The sequence below is a fragment of the Chryseobacterium sp. MYb328 genome (assembly GCF_037572595.1).
In the GTDB taxonomy this organism is placed as follows: Bacteria; Bacteroidota; Bacteroidia; order Flavobacteriales; family Weeksellaceae; genus Chryseobacterium; species Chryseobacterium pennae.
The window spans coordinates 109626-135485 of sequence record NZ_JBBGZQ010000007.1; the positions used below are offsets into that span (position 1 = coordinate 109626).

Annotated in this window: 26 protein-coding genes; 19 read left to right on the forward strand and 7 right to left on the reverse strand. The window is 35.5% G+C overall.

Translation table 11 applies throughout. The annotated features are described in order from the left end of the window. Positions 1-14 precede the first annotated feature (14 nt). Positions 15-1472 (forward strand): LptF/LptG family permease, encoded by a 1458-nt coding sequence (locus WH267_RS09395; protein WP_123319256.1) that lies wholly within the window; start codon positions 15-17, stop codon positions 1470-1472. Positions 1473-1815: 343 nt separating this feature from the next. Next, positions 1816-2613, forward strand: a complete 798-nt coding sequence (locus WH267_RS09400) for a hypothetical protein (protein WP_340007659.1) — start codon at positions 1816-1818, stop codon at positions 2611-2613. A 50-nt stretch (positions 2614-2663) separates the two neighbouring features. On the opposite strand, the gene WH267_RS09405 is transcribed toward WH267_RS09400, so the two are convergent. The 3 genes from WH267_RS09405 to pyrH all read right to left on the reverse strand — a co-directional run bounded on the left by WH267_RS09405 (position 2664) and on the right by pyrH (position 5318). Next, the gene (locus WH267_RS09405; RefSeq protein WP_340007661.1) at positions 2664-3725 is read right to left on the reverse strand and encodes a 3-oxoacyl-ACP synthase III family protein; all 1062 of its coding nucleotides are present in this window, start codon (positions 3723-3725) and stop codon (positions 2664-2666) included. A 195-nt stretch (positions 3726-3920) separates the two neighbouring features. Continuing rightward, a complete protein-coding gene (gene frr / locus WH267_RS09410; protein WP_115968785.1) occupies positions 3921-4475 on the reverse strand; it encodes a ribosome recycling factor in 555 nt (184 codons plus the stop codon). 135 nt (positions 4476-4610) lie between these two features. After that, positions 4611-5318: a UMP kinase gene (gene pyrH / locus WH267_RS09415; RefSeq protein WP_045496358.1), complete on the reverse strand. Its 708-nt coding sequence runs from the start codon at positions 5316-5318 to the stop codon at positions 4611-4613. 168 nt (positions 5319-5486) lie between these two features. Between pyrH and porQ the strand changes: the two genes are divergently transcribed. From porQ to WH267_RS09440, 5 genes are all read left to right on the forward strand, one after another. After that, positions 5487-6479, forward strand: a complete 993-nt coding sequence (gene porQ / locus WH267_RS09420; RefSeq protein ID WP_115968786.1) for a type IX secretion system protein PorQ — start codon at positions 5487-5489, stop codon at positions 6477-6479. Positions 6480-6552: 73 nt separating this feature from the next. Then, positions 6553-7227: a (d)CMP kinase gene (gene cmk, locus WH267_RS09425; RefSeq protein ID WP_115968787.1), complete on the forward strand. Its 675-nt coding sequence runs from the start codon at positions 6553-6555 to the stop codon at positions 7225-7227. A 95-nt stretch (positions 7228-7322) separates the two neighbouring features. Beyond that, on the forward strand, positions 7323-7673 hold the full coding sequence (locus WH267_RS09430; protein ID WP_115968788.1) for a YtxH domain-containing protein: 351 nt from the start codon (positions 7323-7325) through the stop codon (positions 7671-7673). Between the two features lie 80 nt (positions 7674-7753). Then, positions 7754-8074: a phage holin family protein gene (locus tag WH267_RS09435; protein WP_045496351.1), complete on the forward strand. Its 321-nt coding sequence runs from the start codon at positions 7754-7756 to the stop codon at positions 8072-8074. Further along, positions 8067-8564, forward strand: coding sequence for a phosphoribosyl-ATP pyrophosphatase (locus tag WH267_RS09440; protein WP_115968789.1), 498 nt, complete (start codon positions 8067-8069; stop codon positions 8562-8564). The genes WH267_RS09435 and WH267_RS09440 overlap by 8 nt, the downstream gene beginning before the upstream one ends. A gap of 69 nt (positions 8565-8633) precedes the next feature. Here WH267_RS09440 and WH267_RS09445 read toward each other — a convergent pair whose 3' ends face one another. Continuing rightward, positions 8634-9359: a TrmH family RNA methyltransferase gene (locus WH267_RS09445; protein ID WP_123319261.1), complete on the reverse strand. Its 726-nt coding sequence runs from the start codon at positions 9357-9359 to the stop codon at positions 8634-8636. Between WH267_RS09445 and tamL the strand changes: the two genes are divergently transcribed. Then, positions 9345-11945 carry a translocation and assembly module lipoprotein TamL gene (gene tamL / locus WH267_RS09450; RefSeq protein ID WP_340007676.1) on the forward strand — a complete coding sequence of 867 codons (2601 nt, stop codon included), beginning with the start codon at positions 9345-9347 and terminating at the stop codon, positions 11943-11945. The two genes, WH267_RS09445 and tamL, sit on opposite strands and share 15 nt — an antisense overlap. On the opposite strand, the gene WH267_RS09455 is transcribed toward tamL, so the two are convergent. Continuing rightward, positions 11942-12499 carry a SanA/YdcF family protein gene (locus WH267_RS09455; protein ID WP_394337811.1) on the reverse strand — a complete coding sequence of 186 codons (558 nt, stop codon included), beginning with the start codon at positions 12497-12499 and terminating at the stop codon, positions 11942-11944. The two genes, tamL and WH267_RS09455, sit on opposite strands and share 4 nt — an antisense overlap. A 56-nt stretch (positions 12500-12555) precedes the next feature. Further along, positions 12556-13680, reverse strand: coding sequence for a ferredoxin--NADP reductase (locus tag WH267_RS09460; protein ID WP_340007680.1), 1125 nt, complete (start codon positions 13678-13680; stop codon positions 12556-12558). 32 nt (positions 13681-13712) lie between these two features. Between WH267_RS09460 and WH267_RS09465 the strand changes: the two genes are divergently transcribed. The 11 genes from WH267_RS09465 (at position 13713) to WH267_RS09515 (ending at position 25132) form a co-directional block, all read left to right on the forward strand. Next, positions 13713-14276 (forward strand): TlpA family protein disulfide reductase, encoded by a 564-nt coding sequence (locus WH267_RS09465; RefSeq protein ID WP_340007682.1) that lies wholly within the window; start codon positions 13713-13715, stop codon positions 14274-14276. Positions 14277-14296: 20 nt separating this feature from the next. Then, positions 14297-15268 (forward strand): iron ABC transporter permease, encoded by a 972-nt coding sequence (locus tag WH267_RS09470; protein WP_340007685.1) that lies wholly within the window; start codon positions 14297-14299, stop codon positions 15266-15268. Between the two features lie 526 nt (positions 15269-15794). Continuing rightward, positions 15795-16718 (forward strand): ABC transporter ATP-binding protein, encoded by a 924-nt coding sequence (locus WH267_RS09475; RefSeq protein WP_340007688.1) that lies wholly within the window; start codon positions 15795-15797, stop codon positions 16716-16718. 165 nt (positions 16719-16883) lie between these two features. Then, complete coding sequence (locus WH267_RS09480) at positions 16884-17336, forward strand: MarR family winged helix-turn-helix transcriptional regulator (protein WP_045502437.1); 453 nt, start codon at positions 16884-16886, stop codon at positions 17334-17336. Positions 17337-17389: 53 nt separating this feature from the next. Continuing rightward, positions 17390-19783: a 3-hydroxyacyl-CoA dehydrogenase/enoyl-CoA hydratase family protein gene (locus WH267_RS09485; RefSeq protein ID WP_115968798.1), complete on the forward strand. Its 2394-nt coding sequence runs from the start codon at positions 17390-17392 to the stop codon at positions 19781-19783. A gap of 88 nt (positions 19784-19871) precedes the next feature. Further along, complete coding sequence (gene tnpA, locus WH267_RS09490; protein WP_340007692.1) at positions 19872-20336, forward strand: IS200/IS605 family transposase; 465 nt, start codon at positions 19872-19874, stop codon at positions 20334-20336. A gap of 112 nt (positions 20337-20448) precedes the next feature. Next, entirely contained in the window at positions 20449-21627 is a 1179-nt protein-coding gene (locus WH267_RS09495) for an acetyl-CoA C-acyltransferase (RefSeq protein ID WP_340007694.1), read from the forward strand. A gap of 44 nt (positions 21628-21671) precedes the next feature. Continuing rightward, positions 21672-23447 (forward strand): acyl-CoA dehydrogenase family protein, encoded by a 1776-nt coding sequence (locus tag WH267_RS09500; protein WP_115968800.1) that lies wholly within the window; start codon positions 21672-21674, stop codon positions 23445-23447. A 198-nt stretch (positions 23448-23645) separates the two neighbouring features. Further along, the gene (locus tag WH267_RS09505) at positions 23646-24101 is read left to right on the forward strand and encodes a hypothetical protein (protein WP_340007699.1); all 456 of its coding nucleotides are present in this window, start codon (positions 23646-23648) and stop codon (positions 24099-24101) included. A 167-nt stretch (positions 24102-24268) separates the two neighbouring features. Then, complete coding sequence (locus WH267_RS09510) at positions 24269-24604, forward strand: YegP family protein (protein ID WP_340007701.1); 336 nt, start codon at positions 24269-24271, stop codon at positions 24602-24604. 81 nt (positions 24605-24685) lie between these two features. Then, positions 24686-25132: a phosphohydrolase gene (locus WH267_RS09515; RefSeq protein ID WP_165852161.1), complete on the forward strand. Its 447-nt coding sequence runs from the start codon at positions 24686-24688 to the stop codon at positions 25130-25132. Here WH267_RS09515 and WH267_RS09520 read toward each other — a convergent pair. Next, the gene (locus tag WH267_RS09520; protein WP_115968804.1) at positions 25129-25845 is read right to left on the reverse strand and encodes a DUF2490 domain-containing protein; all 717 of its coding nucleotides are present in this window, start codon (positions 25843-25845) and stop codon (positions 25129-25131) included. The two genes, WH267_RS09515 and WH267_RS09520, sit on opposite strands and share 4 nt — an antisense overlap. Positions 25846-25860: the final 15 nt, after the last annotated feature.

Genomic DNA, 25860 nt, shown 5'->3' on the forward strand with positions numbered 1-25860 from the left:
ATTAATTTTGGCACATGTTAAAAATACTAGACAGATATATCATAAAAACCTTCTTTGGACCGTTTTTCTTTATATTCAGCGTATTGTTTTTCATTTTCATTGTAAACATTATCTGGGTTCAATTAGGACAGTTTATGGGAAAAGGATTGAGCTACTGGCAAATCCTTAAACTTCTTTTTTACCTTGGGGTAAACGTTATCAGTATGGTTCTTCCACTTACCATCCTTTTGGCGAGTATCATGTCATTCGGAGAATTTGGAGAACGCTATGAGCTGGCTGCCATGAAAGCTGCAGGAATTCCCCTTACCCGGGTAATGGCTCCTTTGCTGGGAATCACAACCATTCTTGCTATCATGCTGTTTTTTTTCTCCAATAACATTATTCCGGATTTTCAGAGAAAGGCCAAAAACATGCTTTTTAATATTGCTCAAACGAAACCGGCCATCAACTTTACTCCCGGGCAGTTCATTGACCAGATCCCAGGATATATGGTAAAATTTGATAAGATCTATGGAGAGAATGGAGAAAATATTGAAGGAGTATTTGTTCACAAAAAAGCCAATACTTACGAAAACCAGCAATCTGTTGTAGCTGAAAAAGGAAAATTTGTTCCGGCTACCAATAAGAATTACCTGAAACTGATCCTTTACAACGGATATGTATTTGAAGATGCCTTTGCCGGAAAAGGTGAATTAGCAAGACTAAAACAGCCTGATCAGGCCATCAAGTTTGATACATTAGTGAATCACTTTGACATCAGTGAACTCATCAATAAAGCAATCGAAAAGGAACAGATTACAGATGATTACCGTTTCCAAACCTATAATGAGCTTAACTCAACCATTGCAACCAGTAAGAAAGAAAATGCGCTGTTCTTTAAAAATGTCGGAGGAGATGTATTAAACCAGACCAATACTGTGGTAGGTTATATGGATCAGGATAACAAACCTAAAGTAGCAGCAAAATCGCAAATAAAACTGGATACAGTAAAAAGTGATAAAAAACTAGAACTGATCTATAATTCTTACAACAGGCTTGAAACCCTGAAATCCACACTGGAATCAAAAAAGAATGAATTCAGTACCAATGTGAAATACTTCAGTAAGATTGTTATTTACCAGCAGAGATACATTTCTTATTCGGTAACCTGTCTTATTTTCTTCCTGATTGGAGCAAGTTTAGGATCTATTATCCGAAAAGGAGGTATGGGTCTTCCGGTTATTATAGCTATTGTTATCTTTATCATTTTCTACGTCATCAATGTTGGAGTAGAAAACATGTCCTGGAGTGGTAAAATGAACCCTTATTTAGCAGCATGGCTTCCTAATTTCATTCTTCTTCCGTTTGGGATCTGGATGACCTTCAAAGCGCTTACAGATTCACAATTATTTGATGCAGAAAAATATAAAGCCCTGTTTAAACCAATTACAAAAAGATTCTCTAAAAGTAAAGAACATAAGAGATATCAATAATTTCAAAAAACAAAAAGGCCCGGATTTTCCGGGTCTTTTTGTTTTTTGAAAGATGGAAGAGAGAAGCAGGAGGCTGGAAGTTACTCACTCACGTATAATTAAAACAAGTCGTAAAATACGGCTATATAAAATTACTACAGTTAAGCTTTTTATTCCATTTCAAAAATACTCTTCTTCTCCTTTTTTATCTTAAAACAGGCTCCGGTTATCCGCAAACCAATAACCACCTCCAGAGTTCATATCATCAGATTTCTTACCTAAAGTAAACTGCAATCCCCTCCATCTTCCTGCTTCCTTACTATACCAAAAAGATTATATTTGCAAAAAATAAAACTGTAATTACATGAGAAAAGTACTGGCCTTAGGCCTGTTTGCATTGGTTTCCTTTAACGCTTACGCACAGGAAGACAACAATACGGATTATGAATTAAGAGGAGATGAAAAATATGGGTATATCATCGACAAAAACGGTAAAAAAATCGAAGGAATTGTAAGACTGAACGGAGATGCCATTTACCCCTGGAATAATCAGAAAAAAGTAAAATTCATTTCGGTTTCTGACATCGACAAATCCAAGAAAAAACAAAAATTCAAAACACTGGATACTGATGATATCAAAGAGTATGTTTCCATTGATGAAAGCAATAATGAAAGACACTTTGAAAATATTAAGTATACCAATACCAAAGAAGGCTTCAATACTGCAACAGGAGGCTTAAGCGGCAATATAAAAGCCTTTAATAACCTTACAAAAAGCAATCAATTCGCTGAAATTGTAAAAGACGGGAAGATCAAGGTATATAAACTATACGGCTACCCTACTACTTTCTCAGCCGGAACCAGCCAGATGGTTGCAGCCGATGCGGAAACCAAGAGAATGAGGGAAAACCCGTCTTATATCTACAGTAAAAAAGGGGGAAAAATTGAAGAATTTACTTTTGCCAAAGCTAAAATCATCATCGCAGACTGCAGCTATGCAAAAGGCAAAATGACCAGTGGCGCTTATACTTCTCTGAAGAATGATGAAAAGAAAAGATCCGGTCTGGGTAAACTGATCAAAAGCCAGATTGATGATGTGATATCAAACATTCCGCAAATTGTAGATGAGGTTATTACAGATTATAATGAAAACTGTAAATAAATTACCAGTGATATATAAGAAGAGACTCCGGCTTGGAGTCTCTTTTTTATTTAAAATTGATATACAAAGGCGTTAATATTCATCCCGGCACCTACCGAAGCAAATAAAACAACATCATTCTTTTTAAGCTCATGCTGTTCCAATTCTCCTTTCAAAATCATGGCCAGTAAAGAAGGAATGGTTGCCACACTGCTATTACCCAGTTTATGAATCACCATAGGCATGATATTTTCAGGAACAGGAACATTATACAATTGATAAAATCTGCTCACAATGGCTTCATCCATTTTTTCATTGGCCTGATGAATAATAATTTTATCCAATTCATTGATTGAGTATCCACTATTATCCAGACACTTTTTCATTGCCTCAGGAACATTTACAAGTGCAAATTCATATATTTTCCTCCCATCCATTTTAATATATCGGGTATCCGGACACTTCTCATTGTTATAAGATTTTCCAAAATATAAATAATCCTTTTCATTAAAAGTAAAAGATGCAGATAAATGAGATTTTATTCCAGATTCATCATCAGTATTAACTTCCAAAACAGCTGCTCCTGCACCGTCAGCATAAATCATACTATCTCTGTCATGAATATCCACAACACGGGAAAGTGTCTCAGCTCCAATTACCAGGCAACGCTTGGCAATACCTGCCTTAATAAATGCATTGGCTTGTATTATTCCCTCAATCCAACCGGGACATCCAAATAAAACATCATATGCAACACAGAAATTGTTTTTTATTCCCAATAAATGCTTCACCCGGGCAGCAAGGCTGGGTACCGTATCAGACTGGATAGTTCCAAAACGGACATCTCCAAAATTATGGGCAAATATAATATAGTCCAGTGTTTCAGGATCTATCCCTGCATTTTCTATAGCTGCCTGAGCTGCAATAAGTCCTAAATCTGAAGTTACTTGTGTACTATGTGCATATCTTCTTTCTTCAATGCCTGTGATTTTCTTTAATTTCTCTGTTATTGAAGCATTATTTTCTTTTAATAAAGCTCCTTCTTCATTGAGAAAAATATGCTTGTCAAAAAATAAATTGGTTATCATTTCAGATGGGATATAGTTCCCCACGCCAATAATTCTGGTCATCATCTTTATGTTATTTATCCTGCTCTACAACTCCTCAGGAATAATTCGTTAAATATAACGATAATACTTACTAATTAGTATAACAGACCGACTTAATATGCTAAAATTTTCAATAATTTATCCGCAAAATTTCTAAAAAAAGCAAAAAAGAGGATTCCAAAACCGGAATCCTCTTTTTTTATTTTCAATAGCTGAAAATTATACTTTCATAATTTCAGCTTCTTTTGTTTTAAGATGCTCATCGCAAAGCTTTACATACTTATCTGTATACGTCTGGATTTCTTCTTCCACACCTTTTACAACATCTTCAGAAATACCTTCCAGTTTCTTAAGTTCTTTCAAACCATCCTGTCTTGCATTCCTTATTGTTACTTTAGTATTCTCAGCTTCTACCTTAGCTTGTTTTGCTAATTCTTTTCTTCTTTCCTCCGTTAAAGGCGGTACATTAAGAATAATATTTTCTCCGTTATTAGAAGGTGCAAAACCTAGGTTTGAGTTAATGATCGCTTTCTCAATTGCATTGATTGCTGTTCTGTCCCAAGGTTGAATAGAGATGGTCATTGCATCTGGAACAGAAACATTGGCAACCTGGTTGATTGGAGTCATTGCTCCATAGTATTCAACCATTACATCCTGAACCATTGCTGTAGAAGCACGCCCTGCTCTAATTCTTTGAAATGCATGGTCAAGGTGCTTTACCGCTCCATCCATGTCATGTTTTACAGATTCTAATATTAGATCTAATTCTTCCATTATTATATTAAAGTTTGATAAATTGCACATTATGATAAATGATGATTGATAAAAGATAAATGACGCGTAATCGGTAATGAGCAATGAGTAATATTAACCTCTTAAGCTGTTATCGGCTACCTGTCATCTACTTGATTACAAATCAACTAAAGTACCTACGTTTTCTCCATCCACAATTTTCACTAAATTCCCATCTTTATTCATATCGAATACAATGATAGGTAACTTATTCTCGTGGCTCAAAGTAAAGGCAGTCATATCCATTACCTTAAGATTTTTCTCAAATACTTCATCGAAAGATAATGAATTATATTTTACTGCATCAGCATTTTTCTCAGGATCACTGTCATAGATTCCGTCTACTCTTGTTCCTTTAAGAATTACATCTGCCCCAATTTCGATCGCTCTCAATGTTGCAGCAGTATCTGTTGTAAAATAAGGGTTTCCTGTACCTGCACCGAAGATCACTACTCTTCCTTTCTCAAGGTGTCTTACCGCTCTTCTTTTGATGAAAGGTTCAGCCACTTTATCCATTTCTATCGCAGACTGAAGTCTTGTTTTGATCCCGGCATCCTCTAATGCTCCCTGCAGTGCCATACCATTAATTACAGTGGCTAACATTCCCATGTAGTCTCCCTGTACTCTGTCCATTCCTTTTGCAGCACCTGCAACACCACGGAAAATATTTCCTCCTCCAATGACGATCGCTACTTCACAGCCCTTTTCAACTACTTTTTTAATCTCGGCAGCATATTCCTGCAGTCTTTCGTTGTCAATACCGTATTGTCTGTTCCCCATTAAGGCCTCACCGCTAAGTTTTAGAAGGATTCTTTTATATTTCATCTTTTATTTTTAATAAGCTATTTATTAGAGTGGGTTTCCCCAAAATTTGATTTTGCAAATATAATCATTAAAAATATTGGTAAAAGAAAAATATTTAATTAGAAATAATGTAAGAAATATTTTGAAAAGTACGAAAAAGGATTATTTTTGCATTAATTATAAATTGAGTTGAAGAAAATTATCATTTTTTCATTATTTCTATCAGGAATTGTTTCTTATGCGCAAACAGGAACAAATGTGTATCCGTTCTTAAATGTACCTGTATCTGCAAGACAGGCTGCCTTGGGTGGAGATGCAATTTCGATAAGAGATTATGATGTTTCCTTTGCTATTGCAAACCCGGCCCTGTTAAATAAAGATTCAGACAAGCAGCTTTCTGTAAATGCTACTGCTTATCTTGCCGACTCCAAATACGGAACCATTGCTTATGCCAAAGACTTTGAAAATGGACATATGGCCACCATCAATGCAAGGTATATGAGCTATGGAAGTATTCCCAGAACAGATGAAAGCGGTTTCCAGGATGGAGAATATAAAGCTTCGGATGTAGCTGTCGGTGCCGGATATGCTTACCAGTTTGAAGAAGACTGGACCATTGGCGGAGGATTAAACTTCGTTACCTCAAAAATAGACAACTATACTTCTTCCGCAATCTCAGGAACTGCCGGAATTACGTATCATAATAAAAAGAACAAAGAAGTTCTTTCCCTTGTACTGAGAAACTTCGGTTTCCAGCTTAAATCATTCAACGGAACCCGTGAAAATCTGCCATTCAGAGTAGATGTAGGATATACCAGAATATTAAAGAACTTCCCTCTTGCCATTACCATTACGGCACACGATCTTCAGGAGTTTAATATTTCATCTGAATATAATAAGGATGGTCAGAAAGTGAATGCAGGAAGAAAAATTGCCGATCACTTCTCTTTAGGAGCAGAATTATTCCCGGAAAAAAACTTTAATATCAGACTGGGATATAATGTGAGAAGAGGAAATGAGCTTGCTGTAGCAGATCAGAGAAACTTTTCAGGACTTTCGGGAGGGTTTGGAATCAAGATTTCAAAATTCCGTATAGATTATGCTCACGTAAGATATCACAACTCCTCGAACGTCAATCAGATAGGGATTTCCATGGACCTTTCCAGCCACAGAGGAGAATAAAAAAATTCATAAAACCCTCTTAAAATTTCTTATTAATTCTTGATTTTCTAAAAAAAATCTTGAAATTTGCAGTATGAAAAAACCTGTAATAGCTATCGATGGGTACTCGTCTACCGGAAAAAGTTCTATCTCCAAAATCATTGCTGATAAGCTAGGACTTATTCACATGGATACAGGAGCACTTTACAGAGGAGTTACCTGGTTTGCTCTGCAACACTGTCTGAATGAAAAAAGCGAAATTGACCTGAAAACTTTATTTTCATCTTTGGATCAGGTCCATCTTGAATTTAAAAATAACGACGGAACACTCATTCTTTACCTTAATAATACGGATATCTCTATGGAAATCCGAACTCATCAGGTTTCAGATAATGTAAGCCTGGTGGCCAAGCAAAAGGAAGTAAGAGATTTTTTATTGCAGTCTCAACGTTCTTTGGCAGAAAAAGGCGGTGTCATCATGGATGGACGTGACATAGGGACAGTAGTTCTGCCAAATGCTGACTATAAGTTCTTCCTTACTGCCAGCATTGATGAAAGAACCAACAGAAGATTTCTTGAACTAAAAGGCCTTGGAATAGAAGCTGATAAAGAACAGGTAAAACAAAACCTTATTGAAAGAGATAAAATCGACAGTGAGCGTGAAATAGCACCTTTGAAGCAGGCTGACGATGCCATCGTGATCGACAACTCTGAGCTTACTAAAGAAGAAACCATTGAGCTGATCCTTTCTTATATCAAAAAGATTTAACAATTTTTAATAGGCACAAAGCCTCCTTTGGTATACAAATTGCAAGTTTTACCAGTGTAAAAACTAATCTATTATTAACTATTAAAAAACTTAAAATGTCTAAAAACGGAAAAAATACAGCAGGTATATTGGCGGGACTTCTTGCAGGTGCTGCAGCAGGTGTAATCTTAGGAATGCTATATGCACCTGAAGAAGGTAAAGAAACTAGAAAAAAGATCAAAACCAAAGCAAATGATCTAAAAGATCAGGCAAAAGACAAATACGGAGAGGTTTCTGAAAAAGTGAAAGACCAATATGGCAATATTTCTTCTACTTTTAAAGAAACAGCAAACAACGTAGCACATACTATGAAAGATGGGTATGATAAATACAAAGATCAGATTGTTTCTAAAACTGCAGATGTAGTAAAAGATGTAGAAGCAGAACTGAATGATCTTAAATCATAAGTAATTTATCTTTTTTAAGTAAATTACAGAAAGGAACTTTTGTGCGAAAGTTCCTTTTTTTGTAACTTTAAAAAAAAACAATGATAGAAACTATTAAAGAATACGCCTCGAAGAGAATAGACCTTCTTAAAATAGAAGCTACAGAAAAATCTTCTCTTTCTGCCGGGCTCATTACCTACTTTGTAGTACTGCTTGTTGCTTTTGCTTTTTTTATTATCCTTTTCAATTTTGGAATCGCTTTTCTTATTGGTAAAGCATTGGATAATTACTCCTACGGATTCTTAATTGTTGCAGCATTCTATGCTGTAGTAATGGCTTTTGTCATTGCATTCAAAAACAAGATTGTGAATACTGTTGCAGACCAGGTTATTAAATTTTTAAATCATTCAAGCCATGAGTAGAAAATATGAAAGTATCGTAGAATTAAGAAGAAAGAAAAAACTGCTTCAAGGTGAAATTAATGATCTGGAAAATCTTCTTACTTTTAAAAATACAAAAGAGAGCCTTAGTGCATTTACCAATGGCTTAAGTGATCAGTATCTTCAGGAAAAAGTAGACGAAGACGGCGATGAAAAAGTAGTTCTGAGAAAGGATGTCATTGCTAAGCAGCTTACTTCAGAGGTTAAAGATCTTTTCATCAGTAAAAATACAGCTGTGGGACTTGCGAATACAGCCTTCAAGGGAAATATTGCAGACGGCATTATCAAGTTGGGCGTTACCGCTATCGTTGGTAACTACGCCAAAAAGAATATGAAAAGTTCTAATTGGAAGAATAAGCTGGTAGGAGCCGCATTGATCTACCTCGCTCCTATTGCCCTTAAATATGTAAGAAAAAAATTGGAAGTATATCAGAAAAATAAAAGTGTTTCCAGTATGGAACAATTAATATAAGAAATCAGGGCTTAGGATGCAGAAAATAATTTTCACTCCCTAAGCCCTGATTTTTTTTGCTGTACTTCTTTATTTCGAAAATAACTGTCCTAAAATAATCCCGGCAGCCATTGATACATTCAGGCTTTCTGTAGACTGGGATTTTCCAAACCTTGGAATACTGATACATTTCTGCAAAAGCTTTTCCGTTTCCGGTCTCATTCCGTTTCCTTCGTTGCCTAGAATCAGGTTGATTTTTTCAGGTTTTTCAAATGTATAGATGTTTTCTCCATCCATATCTGTTCCGATATTTACGTTTTCTGTCTTAGAAAGATATTCCACAAGATCTGTATAAACGATGTTTACTCTTGTAAAAGATCCCATCGTTGCCTGAATTACCTTTGGATTATAAAAATCCACTGTATCTTCACTACAGATAATCTGTTCTATTCCAAACCAGTCTGCCAACCGGATAATCGTTCCCAAATTACCGGGATCCTGAATCCCATCCAAAACCAATTGTACTTTCTTATCCGCCCAGGTTTCCTGTTGATCCAGATAACACACGGCAACAGAATCTTTTGGGGTTTTAAGAAAGCTGATTTTTTTTAACTCATTTTCAGAGATATGAGTAATAGGGATATCAGTACGGTCCAATTTTTGTGGATCGGTTGATAATATTTCTTTAACTTTAAAGTTAGAATTGAAAAGTTCACAAATGATTTTATTACCTTCAACCAAAAACAAATTGTATTTTTGTCTGAACTTCTTTTTATCTAAAGATTGTAAAACTTTTATTGTATGAGCTGTAAGCATTATAAGAATTCTCCTCAAAAATATTATAAAATTATCTCATTTGCAACATTTGTTGGTCTCCTTTATGCGTGTAGTACCACAAAAAAAGTTCCGGATGGTGGATATCTGCTTACTAAGAACAACTTTGAGTTCGAGGATAAGAAAGAATTTTTTGATGAAGAATTAAAAGATTACGTTCAGCAGAAGCCCAATAAAAAGCAATTTCTTTTCATGCCGTTAGGTCTTATGTTTTATAACATGGCCAATCCAAAATACGATACGATCCTTAATGAATATATGACGTATCCCCGTGAAATGAGAGATCAGAAACTGAGAGACTCATTATTTATCAGGTATAATATGAAAAGCAGTGTCGGAAAAAACCTTTTCTTCGACCGTTTATTGCATAGCTGGGGCTCTCCGCCTGTCATTTTAGATCAGACCAGAAGCGAAAAAAGTATAGAATCTATTAAAAAAAGGCTTACGTACCGGGGCTTTTGGGATTCAGAAGTAAAATACAGACATGATATAGACTCAGCTTCCAAGAAAGCAGCAGTAAAGTATTTTATAAAACACAATGATCCTACCTATATTAAAGATTATTTTTTTAATATTCCTGATCAGGGGATAAAACAGGTCTATAACTATCATCTGAATAAAACCCTTATAAGATCAGGACAGGTTCTTGATCAGACTGTTCTTGAAAAAGAGGTAACAAGAATTACAGACCTGATGAGAGAGTCCGGATATTATAAATTCAACAATACGAATGACGAGGTTTATTTTGTTGCAGATTCTTTAAAAAGTAAAAAACAGGTTCCTGTCACTTTGGAAATTCATAAAGATTCTTTAGATCGCCCTTATAAGAAAGCCACTTTTGGAAATATTGATGTTGCGATCGTAGATGAAGCCAGCGATTTTCCTAAGAATACCGTTAAAGACAGCTTAAGAAGAATAAGGTTCCATAAAATGAATGATAAATACAAAACATCATCATTATGGAAAACCATCATTGTAGACAGTAAGCAGCCTTATGATCAGCAAAAACTGGATGTGACTAAGAGAAATCTTATGACCATGAACAATTTCAGTATCGTAAAGGCAAGAGACTCTTTAAGACAGGGAGGTATCACTTCCCCTAATGACAGTATTGTAGATGTTTTATATATACTGAAACCACTTCCTAAGTATGAACTTAAAGTAGGAACAGATCTTAATTATTCTCAGATCCTGAATCTGGGAATCTCTCCTTCTGTGGACCTTACTACCCGAAATATTTTCAAAGGGGCAGAAAACCTTTCTACAAGTCTTTCCGGCACATTTGGATCTATTGCAAGTACAGAAAATAATGATAAGAGAGTATTGGCGTATGAAATATCCGCTCAGGCATCACTAAACTTTCCGAGATTACTATTACCATTTAATTATTATAAATTCATCCCCAAAAGATATACCCCTACTTCATCTATTTTGTTGGGAGCATCTATCCAGAATAATATTGGATTGGGAAGGGTTAACTTTAATACGGGATTAAATTATCAGGCCACAGTAAATGAACAGGTGTATCATAAACTTACCCTCTTCAATACCCAGATCAGTTTAACGAAAAATAAGAATGCTTATTATGATTATTTCGTTAATGATGGAGTGGTAAGGGACGAAATATTTAATGACTATTTTGCTAATTACCCCAACATTGGAACTGATTATAAATCAGGGAAACTTACAGGGGATGCTGTCACTGAAGAAATCCTTAATAATAAAGGATATCAGGATGGTCTTAATCAGCAGGGTCAGGATCTCTTTACAACATTCAGAGGAACTCTTATTAACAAAGAAAGACAGACGGAAGATGTCTTTATTTCTTCCATGATCTATAATTTTGTTTACAACGAAATTGGTAAAAAAGATTATCCTAATGCATTTTATTTTAATGGTAAAGTAGAACTTGGTGGTAATATTTTAAGTTTGTTCAATAAGAAAAGTAATGATGGAGGACTGGTTACAGCACCTCAGAAAACCATCTTTGGAATTCCTTATGCCCAATTCGTAAAATTCGACATTGACACAAGAAAATATTTTAAATTCAATGGTAACCAGACGTTAGTTCTTCGACAGTTTATTGGAGTGGGTATTCCATATGGAAACTCTAAAGATATGCCTATTATCAAGTCTTATTTCAATGGTGGTTCCAATGATATCAGAGCCTGGGTAGCATTCGGAGGATTAGGTCCTGCTGACTCTCAGGTGGACGAAAGAGTACGTGCATACATGACCAATGATGTAAAACTGACAACCAATATAGAATACAGAATTCCATTTAATAACATGTATGAAGGAGCCATTTTTACAGATATAGGGAATACCTGGAGCCTTCGAAATCACAATGATGCTCATGAGGATCAGTTTAAATTCAATAAATTCCTGAGCCAAATGGGTATTGGTAGTGGATTTGGGATAAGAGTAAATGTAGCCTATATTACTTTGAGAATAGACCTTGCCTATAAGATCTTTGATCCAAACAAGCCCGAAGGAGACCGTTGGAGATTCAAAACACTGCAGCCTTTCAAACCTACTGTTAACTTTGCCTTCGGATATCCTTTCTAATCCGGAGAAACTCCAAGAATAAAATATACTACAGCAATAACACGGGCGAGGACTTCCCTCGCCTGATTTCTGTAGAAACTTTCAGGCTTCGTTACATCCTGTGCATCAAACCCCAAAGCATTCATATCATTATTTCTTGCAAAAAATAAGGCCCGAAGATTATGGTATCCCTGGGAAACAATAATGACGTTTTTCTTCTTATAAACATCTTTACAGCGAAGAATACTTTTATAGGTATTAAAGCCTTTCGGATCTTCAATAATAATATCTCCAGGAACTCCCTCCTGGTAGACCAGATAATTCTTCATGGCAGCAGGCTCATTATAACCTTTACTTTTTTCACCGCTTACAATAATTTTCTTGATCTTTCCATGATGGTAAAGAAGAGCTGCAGCATCCATCCTTTTCGTAAAATATGGGTTGGAAAGACCTGATCTCATCTTTGGAGAGGTTCCCAATACCAATGCAATTTCTCTTGGTGGAATTTTTGAAATTTTGGTATAAGTACGGCCGTTGGTGAGTCCGAAAACCCACACATTACAGAAGCATATCATTAAAATCCCCAATTCTAATGATACAAATCCCAGGTTAAATATGTTCCTAATAATTCTCAACTAAGATCAAAGTTAAGCTTTATTTTTTTACTTTTCACTATTGACATGCAAGCTAATATATGCCCCTGTCCTTCTTCTTTTTCGGTAAGATATTCATTTTCCAGCAGTTCCACTTCTCCTTCATCCAAAGAACATTCACAACTTCCGCAGATTCCGGATTTGCATGAGTAAGGAACCGGAAATTTCTGAAGCAAAAGTTGCTGCAGAATTCTATCCTTATTATCAGGAAGTTGGGTTGTATATTTTTTTCCGAGCATCGTAAATTCTACCTCTATATTTTCAATAAGCGGAAATTCTTTTTCTACAGGATAAATATCATCATTATATTCTTCAAAAAGCTCAAAATGAATATTTCTTTTTGGAATTCCGTGATGATAGCAGGCGTTTGCCAACGTTTTAATCATTTCCCCTTTTCCACAGATTAGAACTTCGTCTACAGCATCCCAGATCGTAGATTCTTCATCTGTATCATCCAGGTGAAGGATCTGATTGATAATTAAGTTTAATTTCTTTTCATCTAATCTGCCATAGAAAAACTGATCAGCTGTTTTCTCCTGAGAAAAGAAGTAAAAAATCTGAAGTCTGTCTCCACAGGTTCTGGCAAGATTATCCAACTGATCTCTGTAGATGAGATCATCTGAACTTTTATTCCCAAAGAATAAAAACAGTCTTGTTCTCGGTTCGTTATGAAGGATATTCTTAAAATGACTTAAGATAGGAGTAATTCCAATACCGGCAGCAAAAGCAACTATAGTTCTGAATTCGTTGGGCTTAGATACTATAGTAAATCTGCCTGCGGGTTCACTTATCATTAATTCATCCCCTTCCCCATAGTTTTGAAACAGCTGAGAAGTAGCTCCATCAGGAGAATTAACCTTTATTCCCAAACATATTTTCCCTTCATAAGGAGCCGAAGTCATTGAATAATCATTAATAACTTCTTTTCCATGCGATAGGAATTTTACACTAACGAACTGCCCGGCATCAAACTTGAAATTTTCTTTCAGATTCTCCGGAATATCGAGCTCCAGAGAAAAAGTATTTTTGGTCAGCTCTACCTTTTTCGCTATTTTTAACGGATGAAACTGTATCAGTTTCCCTTTATAGATTTGTTGTTCCATACTTCAATTCAAAAATAGATAAAAAATAATTTATGAAGAAGATAATTTTATCCACGTTGATCCTGACAGCTCTTTACAGCTGTAAAAAAGAAACTTCAAAAGCTGAAGACAACACTCCTGTTACGGATTCAGTTACTGCAAATCCAAACACAGCAGATCAGGTAAGTACGTATATTCCCAAAGAACTTTCTCCTGAAAATGTAGGTCAGCATTTAGCTAAAAATAATGACACTTTATATGTTACCAATTTCTTTGCAACATGGTGTGGTCCTTGTATCAGAGAAATTCCAAGTTTTAAAAATAAAATGGAGGAATTAAAAGACAAGCCTGTAAAATTCACCTTTGTAAACCTTGATGACAAAGCAGAATGGGATACTGCAGTGAAAGATTTTGTAGCAGAGCATAATCTTGGAGCCAATGTTATTCTGCTGGATGGACAAAAATTAGATCCGAATTTCTTTTCCAAAAACTTTAAACAATGGGATGGTGGTTCAATTCCTTTTACCTTTATGAGAAAAGGAAGTCAAACGGATGAATATCTTGGTATGATGACCGAAGAAGTATTGAACTCTAAAATCAATGCTTTTCTAAAATAAAATATACATCTTTCTGAATCATGTCAAAAAGATTTAAGGTCCTGTGTTTATTGTTAACTATTGCAATCATTGGAGGCGCAATTGTTAATCTGAACACAGGATTTTTAAGCTTAAGCCTTCAGGATTTCTTTCAGGATTCTTCCCAAAGTCAAATTGCTGAAATTCGTATTAACAGAGTTTTTGTTATGCTATTGGCTGGAATTTCAATTCCTACCTCCGGATTTCTGATGCAGGAATATTTTCAAAATCCATTAGCCGGACCTGATATTCTAGGCATCACCTCTGTAGCCAGCCTATCGGTGGCATTTTATATTTTCTTCTCTCATAATATTCTGCTTCCTGAATTTCTGCAAAACAGTTTTCTTAGTCTATCAGCTATTGGAGGAAGTTTGTTATTGATGCTCGTTCTGTTATCCATGTCCAATAAATTTCAGGATAAATCTTACCTGATTATTTTCGGATTTCTGGTGTCTGCTTTTGCCGGAGCCATCGTTTCCCTGTTACAGTTTTATGCAGAGAATCAAAGTCTGAAAAACTATATTTTATGGTCTTTCGGAGCTAATAATATGGTAACGAGGAATCAGATCTATGTTTTATCAGCTTTAGTATTGATAGGATTATTTTTCTGTTTTAAATCTATAAAACCATTAATTGGAAATTCATTGGGAACTTCATATGCACAAAGTTTAGGAGTTAATCTGAAGCATTTAAAACTTCTAATCATCGTAGCCTCGTCCCTACTTTCTGCCTCTATTACTGCTTTTTTAGGGCCTATTCTTTTTATTGGGATAATTGTTCCTCACTTTTGCCGATTGATTTACAATCCTGCAAAATTATGGCAGCAATGGATCTTGAATATGTTTCTGGGAATGTTGGTTATGCTGATCTTCTCTGTGATTGCAGAAAAAACGCAGATCCCATTGAATGTGATAAGTTCTGTTTTTGGAATTCCTGTGATTTTACTCATGCTTTTGAAGCAGAATAAAGTGTGATTTTTGTTGGAAACGCGAAGACGCAAGTTTTTCTATCTGTACATAGCTTTAAATCGCTTGGAGATGTTTACGAATAATTTCATACCTTTCTAAATATTTATTAATAATGGTAAAATTTTTCACTTTATGTCATTTCCATAGGAATCTAAACTACACTTTGGAGAGATACTTTTAGCATGACGAAAATAGCCTGAAAAACAAACTCAGTTATTAAATCCCCAATAGTAATTCAAACTATGAAAATTAGAATATCCCAAAAACAATTGATTATTGCACACATAGCTTTGTTTGCAATAAGTTTTGCTTTTTTGGAGTATTCTAAAATGTTCAGAATGAATGAAGAATTACATTGGATTTATTCTTGGGGCCATAACTGGTGGCTGATGGTTGCTTTTCCCTGCCTTTTTTTGGGGTCTCTCATTTTAGGAGGCTATAGTTTATGGAAAATCAATAAAAATAAACTTCTATATTTCTTATTTAGCATTCTTCCTTTTATTATTTTTTTAACTCTCCTTTCTTTTTAAACATGCACCTACAGATCAAACAAGCTAACATAGGATACAATAAAACATTAATTTCAAATGCCAATGCAGGATTGAAACTTGGTGATGTCTGCTTGTTGATTGGAAATAACGGAGTTGGAAAAACAACTTTAATCAAATCTATTCTTCACCAGATTTCATTATTGGGTGGAGAAATCTTAATTAATAGCAAGAATGTAAAAAAACTGTCTGTAAAAGAAATTGCAGAGAATATTGCTATTGTGTTTTCAAAGTCTGTTGTTCCACAGCATTATACAGTTGAGGATCTTATTTCGTTGGGAAAATACATCTACTACCCTTTTTATTTTGAATTAAAAAAGGAAGATCGTGAAGAGATAGCCCATATTATTGAAGAACTGGATCTTGAACAATATAAATATACGCTCCTTAAGAATCTTTCGGATGGAAACCTTCAGAAAGCATTTATCGGACGTGCCATCACCCAGAACTCCCCTGTCATTATTCTGGATGAGCCTACCACCCATTTGGATGAAAAAAATAAGATTATTATCCTTAAAACTTTAAGGAGACTGGCCAAGGAACAGAATAAACTTATTCTGTTTTCTTCACACGACTGGCGCCTGGCTAAGGAATTTGCAGATAAAATATGGTATGTAAAAGATTCACAGCTTCATTCAGGAATTGTGGAAGATATATTACTTCAGCATAATGAACTCACCAATGCCTCATTATTTCAAATGAACGAGAGTTTTATTCCACCAAATATCTCTGCACCACAGGTTCAGAAGGAAATGCTCTATTCTTTGCTTCAAAAAAACTTCTCAAAAGACCTTTCTTCTCTTAATTTTGAATTTCAGGATGGCTTTTGGGTAATTACTAACGATTCGTTGAAACAACAATGCGAATCCTTTGAAGAAATCATAAATTTCATTGGAAACATTTACTAATCAATAGTTTTCTTTACTTATTTCATATACTATGCATGCATAGTATTATGCAAATCATACAATTTAACTCATTTATTATCAGATTATTAACAAAATTTAACGTTAACAAATACTATGCATGCATAATATTTACTAAATTTGGGTAAAACCATTGGCGCAAAAATGATGGATAATAATAAGGAAAAAATAGAAAACGTAGATTTAATTTTAAAACAGACCTGGTTGGCTGTTTCTAAAATGTACACAGAATTGGCTCAAGAACATGATTCCACGGCAGTACAAGCACTTACCCTTCTTAAAATTGATCCCAAAGAAGGAACGCGAAGTACGAATCTTGGACCTAAAATGGCCATAGAACCCACTTCCCTAACGAGAATCATTAAACTTCTGGAAGATAACGGATACATCTATAAGGAGAAAACCACCACAGATAAAAGAGAGGTGATTATCAAACTTACAGACAAAGGCTTAAACTCCAGAAATATGTCTAAGGAAGTTGTTGTCAATTTCAATAAAAAAGTAATGGAAAAGATCAGCCCGGAAAAGATGGATACTTTTAAAGATGTGATGACTGAGATTATGAAGATTGCAAATGAACTCCTCAATAACAGAAAATAAATTATCATGAACTGTATGGTTCATGTAACCTTATAAATAATAAAAAAATAGATATGAAAAGAAGAATCAAACATGTAACGGTTCTTGGTTCAGGAATTATGGGTAGCGGTATCGCAGCTCACTTCGCCAACATTGGTGTGGAAGTGTCACTTTTGGATATTGTACCTTTTGAATTGTCTGAAGCTGAACAGAAAAAAGGTTTGACTAAAGAAGATAAGGCAGTAAGAAACAGAATTGCTACCGAAAACTTCGAAAAACTGAAAAAAGCAAGCCCTGCACTTCTTTATTCACCAAAGTTTGCAGATAGAATCAAAGTCGGAAACTTCGATGATGATTTACCAAAAATTAAAAATACAGACTGGATTATTGAAGTAGTAGTAGAAAGACTTGACATTAAAAAGTCTGTATACGAAAAAATTGAACAGTTCAGAAAACCGGGAACACTAATTTCTTCCAATACTTCAGGGATTCCAATCCACTTCTTGACAGAAGGAAGAAGCGAAGATTTCAAAAAATACTTTGCAGGAACTCACTTCTTCAACCCGGTAAGATATCTTCCTCTTCTTGAGATTATTCCAACAAACGATACAGACCCGGAAATCATAGACTTCTATATGAACTATGGTGCTAAATTCTTAGGTAAAACAACCGTTTTAGCAAAAGATACTCCTGCATTTATTGCAAACAGAATTGGGGTATTCTCTATGATGGATCTTCTTCACAATGTACAGAAACTAGGACTTACCGTTTCTGATGTTGATAAATTAACAGGTCCGGTAATTGGTCGTCCAAAATCTGCAACTTTCAGAACTGCTGATGTTGTAGGTCTTGATACTTTGGTAATGGTAGCCAACGGTGTTCGTCAAAGCGGTGCTGAAGCGAATGACTTTAACGATGTATTTGCTCTTCCTGCTTATATCCAGAAAATGATGGATAATAAATGGTTAGGTTCAAAAACAGAACAGGGATTCTATAAAAAAGTGAAAAACGCAGAAGGTAAATCTGAAATTCACGGATTAAACCTTGACACATTAGAATATGAGCTTCAAGGAAAATCTTCATTCCCTACATTAGAATTAACAAAAGCTATTGATAAGCCAATCGACAGATTCAAAGTATTGATCGGTGGTAAAGATAAAGCTGGTGAACTTTACAGAAAATCATTAGGCGCATTATTCGCTTATGTTTCTCATAAAGTTCCTGAAATTTCTGACGAAGTTTACAAAATTGACGACGCTATGAGAGCTGGTTTCGGATGGGAAAATGGTCCATTTGAAATCTGGGATGCTGTAGGTGTTCAGAAAGGTATTGAATTGGCTAAAGATGCCGGATATGAAGTTTCTGACTGGGTTAAAAATGTAGAAACATTCTACAAAGTTAACGATGAAGGACAGAGTATTTATGTTGACAAAAATTCAGGAGAATATAACAAAATTCCTGGACAGGATGCTTTCATTATTCTTGATAATATCAGAAAAAATAAAACACTTTGGAGTAATTCAGGTTCAGCCATTCTTGATTTAGGTGATGGTATCATCAACTTTGAGATCCGTTCAAAAATGAACTCTTTAGGAGGTGAAGTTTTAGATGGATTAAACAGAGCTATTGACTTAGCAGAAAAAGAATATGACGGATTAGTAGTAGGAAACCAAGGCGCAAACTTCTCTGTAGGAGCTAACCTTGCCATGATTCTTATGATGGCTATTGAGCAGGATTGGGATGATTTGAATATGGCCATTGCTTATTTCCAGAAATCGATGATGCGAGTGCGTTACTCTTCTATTCCTGTAGTAGTTGCTCCTCACGGAATGACCTTAGGAGGTGGATGCGAAATGACAATGCATGCAGACAGAGTGGTTGCCGCAGCAGAAACTTACATCGGACTGGTTGAAACCGGAGTGGGCGTAATTCCTGGTGGTGGTGGTACTAAAGAACTTGCCTTAAGAACTTCCAGAGAATTCCACAGCGATGATGTTAAAAACAACAGGCTTCGTGATGCTTTCATGAATATCGCTATGGGTAAAGTAGCTACTTCAGCATATGAAGCTTATGATATGGGAATCCTTGAAAAAGGAAAAGACATTGTTTCTGTAAGCAAAAACAGACAGATTGCCGAAGCTAAAAAGGTGGCAAAACTATTAGCTGAACAGGGATATACTCAGCCTATCGAACAAAAAGTGAAAGTTTTAGGTAGAGATGCATTAGGAATGTTCTATGTAGGAACAGACCAGATGTTAACAGGAAAATACATCTCTGAACATGATAAGAAAATTGCTGATAAGTTAGCTAATGTATTGGTAGGTGGAAACTTATCTGAGCCAACAGTGGTTACTGAGCAATACTTATTGAATCTTGAAAGAGAAACATTCCTTCAGCTTTGTGGTGAAAGAAAAACTTTAGAGAGAATTCAGTATATGCTACAGAATGGGAAGCCATTAAGAAACTAACGGGGAGCTCCGTAGGAGCGAACTGTTAATAGCTATTGAATAATTTTAAAAGATTAGAGAGCCTTGTAGAGGCGACCTGTTAGATTTTATGGCCAATACCTATACACAGATTTATATTCAAATTGTCTTTGCAGTCAAAGGAAGACAAAACCTGATTTCAAAAGAAAACAGAGAAGAATTACATAAATTGATTACAGGTATCGTTTCCAATAGAAATCAAAAATTATTCGCAGTTTTTGCAATGCCAGACCATGTGCACATTCTCATAAGTATGAATCCGACACAGTCAGTTTCAGATTTAGTAAGAGATATTAAAGCTGGGTCTTCAAAATTCATCAATGAAAAAGGATGGATAAATGGAAAATTCAATTGGCAGGAAGGATACGGAGCCTTCTCTTATTCTAAAAGTAGTGTTGATCCAGTGGTGAAATATATTTTAAACCAGGAGGAACATCATAAAAAGAAAACTTTTAGAGAAGAATATCTGGATTTGATGTCAAAATTTGAAATTGAATATGATCCAAAATATCTATTTGAATGGATTGAAGATTAACAGGTCGCTCCTACGGAGCTCCACAGATTGCAAAAAAGCATAACCAAATATCTATGAACAGTTTACCTCTATGAGGCAAAAATCTTTCAAAAACAATTTAATTAAACAAAAAATGAAAACAGCATACATCGTAAAAGGATTCAGATCAGCAGTAGGAAAAGCACCAAAAGGTTCCCTGCGTTTTACACGTCCTGACGTAATGGCAGCTACCGTTATTGAAAAATTAATGGCTGAGCTTCCGCAATTAGATAAAAACAGAATTGATGACCTTATTGTAGGAAATGCAATGCCTGAGGCAGAGCAAGGATTAAACGTTGCCCGTTTAATTTCCTTAATGGGTTTAAATACAGATAAAGTTCCGGGAGTAACCGTAAACAGATACTGCGCATCAGGAAGTGAGGCTATTGCCATTGCTTCTGCAAAAATTCAGGCTGGTATGGCAGATTGTATCATCGCTGGTGGTACAGAATCTATGTCCTATATCCCGATGGGAGGTTATAAGCCGGTTCCTGAAACAGATATCGCTAAAACAAACCCTGATTATTACTGGGGAATGGGTTATACTGCAGAAGAGGTAGCAAAACAGTATAATATTACAAGAGAAGAACAGGACCAGTTTGCTTTTGAGTCCCACATGAAAGCTTTAAAAGCAAATCAGGAAGGTAAATTTGCCAATCAGATTGTTCCAATCCCTGTAGAGTATAATTTCCTTGATGAAAACCAGAAGATTCAGACTAAGAAATTTGATTTCTCTGTGGATGAAGGTCCAAGAGCAGATACTTCTCTTGCTGGTTTGTCTAAGCTTAGACCTGTTTTCGCTAACGGAGGAAGTGTAACTGCCGGAAACTCTTCTCAGATGAGTGATGGAGCTGCTTTCGTTATGGTTATGAGCGAAGAAATGGTAAAAGAATTAGGTCTTCAACCTGAAGCAAGATTAGTAGCCTATGCTGCTGCCGGTCTTGAACCAAGAATTATGGGTATGGGACCCGTTTATGCTATTCCAAAAGCATTAAAACAGGCAGGTCTTGAACTAAAGGATATCGATTTGATCGAACTAAACGAAGCATTTGCATCACAATCAGTGGCTATCAAAAAAGAATTAGGCTTAAATCCTGATATCTTAAACGTAAACGGAGGAGCCATCGCTCTTGGTCACCCACTAGGATGTACAGGAACTAAACTAACAGTTCAACTTCTTGACGAAATGAGAAGACGTGGTAACAAATACGGAATGGTTTCGATGTGCGTGGGAACAGGGCAAGGAGCAGCAAGTATTTTTGAACTACTATAAATAGATGAATAGTCTCAAAAAATAATAAAAAAATAAAATAATATATGGCTACATTAAAAGGAGGTGAATTCCTAATCAAGGAAATTCCTGCAAACGAAATTTTCAGTATTGAAGAACTGAATGAAGAACAAAAAATGCTTCGTGATTCAGCGAAGGAATTTATAGATAGAGAGGTGGTGCCTCAAAGAGAGCGTTTCGAAAAGAAAGATTACGCGTTTACTGAAGAAACAATGCGTAAGCTTGGTGATATGGGAATGCTGGGAATTGCAGTTCCTGAAGAGTACGGAGGTCTTGGAATGGGCTTTGTAACAACGATGCTGGCTTGTGATTACATTTCAGGAACTACAGGATCATTGGCAACAGCTTATGGAGCGCACACCGGAATTGGAACCCTGCCTATCGTCCTTTACGGAACTGAAGAGCAAAAGAAAAAATATCTTCCGGACTTAGCAACAGGAACAAAATTCGGAGCTTATTGCTTAACTGAGCCTGATGCAGGTTCAGATGCGAACTCTGGAAAAACAAGAGCTAAGCTTTCTGAAGATGGAAAACATTATATCATCAACGGACAGAAAATGTGGATATCAAATGCAGGTTTTGCTGATACATTCACTTTATTTGCAAAAATTGATGATGATAAAAACATCACCGGTTTTGTAATCAACCGTTCTGAATTGGAAAACCCTGAAAGCTTAACTTTCGGTGAAGAAGAGCACAAATTGGGTATTCGTGCATCTTCAACGCGTCAGGTTTTCTTCAATGACATGAAAGTTCCTGTAGAGAATCTTTTAGGAGAAAGAAACAATGGTTTCAAAATCGCTTTAAATGCATTGAACGTAGGCCGTATCAAATTAGCAGCAGCTTGTTTAGATGCACAAAGAAGAATCTTAAACCACTCTATCCAATATTCTAACGAAAGAAAGCAGTTTGGAGTTTCTATCGCCACTTTTGGAGCAATCAGAAAGAAGATTGCTGAAATGGCAACCGGAGTTTTCGTAAGTGAAGCCGGTTCTTACAGAGCAGCGAAAAATGTTCAGGATAAAATTGACGAATTGGTAGCAGGCGGAATGGACCACCAGGCTGCAGAGCTTAAAGGTGTTGAAGAATTCGCTGTAGAATGTTCTATCCTTAAAGTATTTGTTTCTGATCTTGCACAGCATACTGCTGATGAAGGTATCCAGGTGTATGGAGGAATGGGATTCTCTGAAGATACTCCGATGGAAGCTGCATGGAGAGATTCTAGAATTTCAAGAATCTATGAAGGGACTAACGAGATCAACAGATTATTAGCAGTAGGAATGCTTATTAAGAGAGCAATGAAAGGTGAATTAGACCTTTTATCCCCTGCAATGGCAATCAGCAAAGAATTGATGGGTATTCCTTCATTTGAAGTTCCAGATTATTCAGCATTCATGAGTGAGGAAAAAGCAATCATCGCTAACCTTAAGAAAGTATTCCTTATGGTTTCCGGAGCAGCTCTTCAAAAATATATGATGGATATTGAAAAACAGCAGCACTTATTGTTGAATGCTTCTGAAATCCTAAACCAGATCTATATGGCAGAATCTACAGTATTAAGAGCTGAGAAACACTTCTCTCCTGATTCTGTAGAAGCAGCTATGGCTCAATTGAACCTTTACAAAGCTGTTGAGAAAATCACCGTAGCAGCTAAAGAAGGAATTATTTCTTTCGCTGAAGGAGATGAACAGAGAATGATGCTTTCCGGATTAAGAAGATTTACAAAATACACTAACAATCCAAATGTAGTAGCACTAACTGAAAAAGTGGCTGCTCACTATATTGATAAAGGAGCTTATTAGTCTTTATAACATAAATTTGATTTCAAAACGTCCCATTTTTGGGGCGTTTTTTCGTTTAAAATTCGATTACATAATGCTTATAGACCATCACTCACATTCATATTTTAACGATTGTTCTTTAACCTTCAAAATGATTTATTCTATGTATATTTAAATATAGTTTTCCTATAACCAGGTTTTTATCCACAGTCATTAATTATGAAAACAACTCTTCTCATCGCCGCTCTCCTAATTTCAGCCTGTAACTGTAAGGAATCAAAAAGCATCAATAAATCGAATCCTCAGACAGGGATATGCGCCTGTGAAAAGATAAATAACAACGAAACCATTGTATATGCAACCAATATACATATAAAAAAAGATGCTGAAAACAGTCTATTGGAGTTCCGGTGTGCATCTATACTTATCGGAACAGCATCAGTAAGTGATATCAGTGGTAATAATGAACATTGTGAAGCCATGTATAGCATTCAATGTGTATCATCAGTAAATAAAGAGCTGCAACTATCAACAAATTTCAAATATTTTACAGACAAATTACAATCGAAGGATATGTTTTTTGAAGATTTAAAAAATAATGAAGATGATTATTTTGAATTTAGACTGGCTCCGGACAGAAAAATCATTTCTATTTCAAGATTAAATATTCATTAAAATCTGATATGTAATTACTCCATTCTTTTTATCAGAAAAAATGTTTTATAAATATTTATAAAAAAGTACAGTTTTAATAAATCAATTACAGACTGAATAACAGATGATTTAATATTTTTTTCCTAATTTTATTATAACTAAACACCATTAATTCAAAATACAAACCTATGGGAAAATTTATTATTTCTAAAAGAGCCAATGGCGATTTTCAATTCAACCTTAAGGCCGGAAACGGTCAGGTCATCTTAACAAGTCAGGGATACGGTACAAAACCATCCTGCGAAAACGGAATCAATTCTGTAAAAACCAATTCACAGGAAGATGCCAAATATGAAAGGAATACCGCCAGAGATGGAAGATGTTACTTTAATCTTAAGGCTGGAAATGGGCAGATCATTGGAACAAGCCAGATGTATGAAACGGATAACGGCATGGAAAACGGGATAGAATCTGTAAAAAACAATGCTCCCAGCGCTTCTGTGGAGGATCAAACAGATTTGTAGAATAATCTTAAATAATCTCAATAAAAATGTCTTATTTTTTTAAGGCATTTTTTATTTTTGTACTCTATTTTCATAGAAAAGATGACAAAAGAAGAATTACTAAATAAAGCAATAAAGATTGCCGATAAGGCTCATAAAGGACAAACGGACAAATACCATGCTCCTTATATAGGACATGTAATGCGTGTAATGGAATACGGTAAAACAATCGATGAAAAAATTGTTGGGGTATTACATGATGTTGTAGAAGATCATCCGGTGGAATTCAGTCTGGATTATTTAAGAAGCGAAGGATTTCCGGAATACATGATCTTTGCAATCAGCTGCCTTACCAAGTTTGATCCGGAAGAAGATTATGATGATTTCATTAAACGAACAGAAAGATCTCTGCTTTCTGTTGCCGTAAAGATAAACGATCTGCGTGATAATATGGACCTTAGAAGAGTAAACCGAGAGCTTACTCCTAAGGACATTAAAAGGTTTAATAAATATCTTAAAGCTTATCGTTATCTGGTGGAGAAGTATTAATCTGCACCTGGGAAATCATACGTTTTTACATGATGACCGGTATCATCAATGTTGATATTCAGAGCCAGATAAATAAAATGTAAATTTTTATTTCCTTTTGCTTCAAATTCACGTTGCCAAAGATATCCGGTTGCTATTCCAAAATAATCATCGATCTGATAGCCGAAACCACCATAGACTCTGTTTCTGGCAAAAGTAGGCTTCATCGGGGTTACGAAGAAAATCTCATCATAAGCATTGGCAAAAACAGTTCCTTTCTCTATAGTTTTGGAATTTAAAGGTACGCTTACATTCAGACGGTAACGGTAACGCATCCTTTGAGAAGTATTATCGCTTTGAGGCTCATAAAACCAGCTTTTTTCCACACGGAAACGGTTTTCAAATTTCACGATGCCTTTTTTAATGTCAATGACATCCTGAAGCCATACCCTGAATTCTTCCCTGCTTAATTTATGATCTTTATAGTTAACATATCTTCCAAGTCCCACAAATGGTTTGTGATTCTTGGTAAGATTATATCCTACCCCTCCTTTTATTTCATAATAATCCGGATACGAATATTCCTCGTTACCTCGCAATTGGCCTTCTCCATATAAGAAAAACTTGGGATGAAACTTATAGGTTAAAGTCACTGCATTGAAGCTGGAAATATGTTCCTGAGCTTTAAAGAAAGAAAGACTAAGAAGTAGACCTAAACCTAAAAAACGTTTCATAAAAAATTTTTGCAA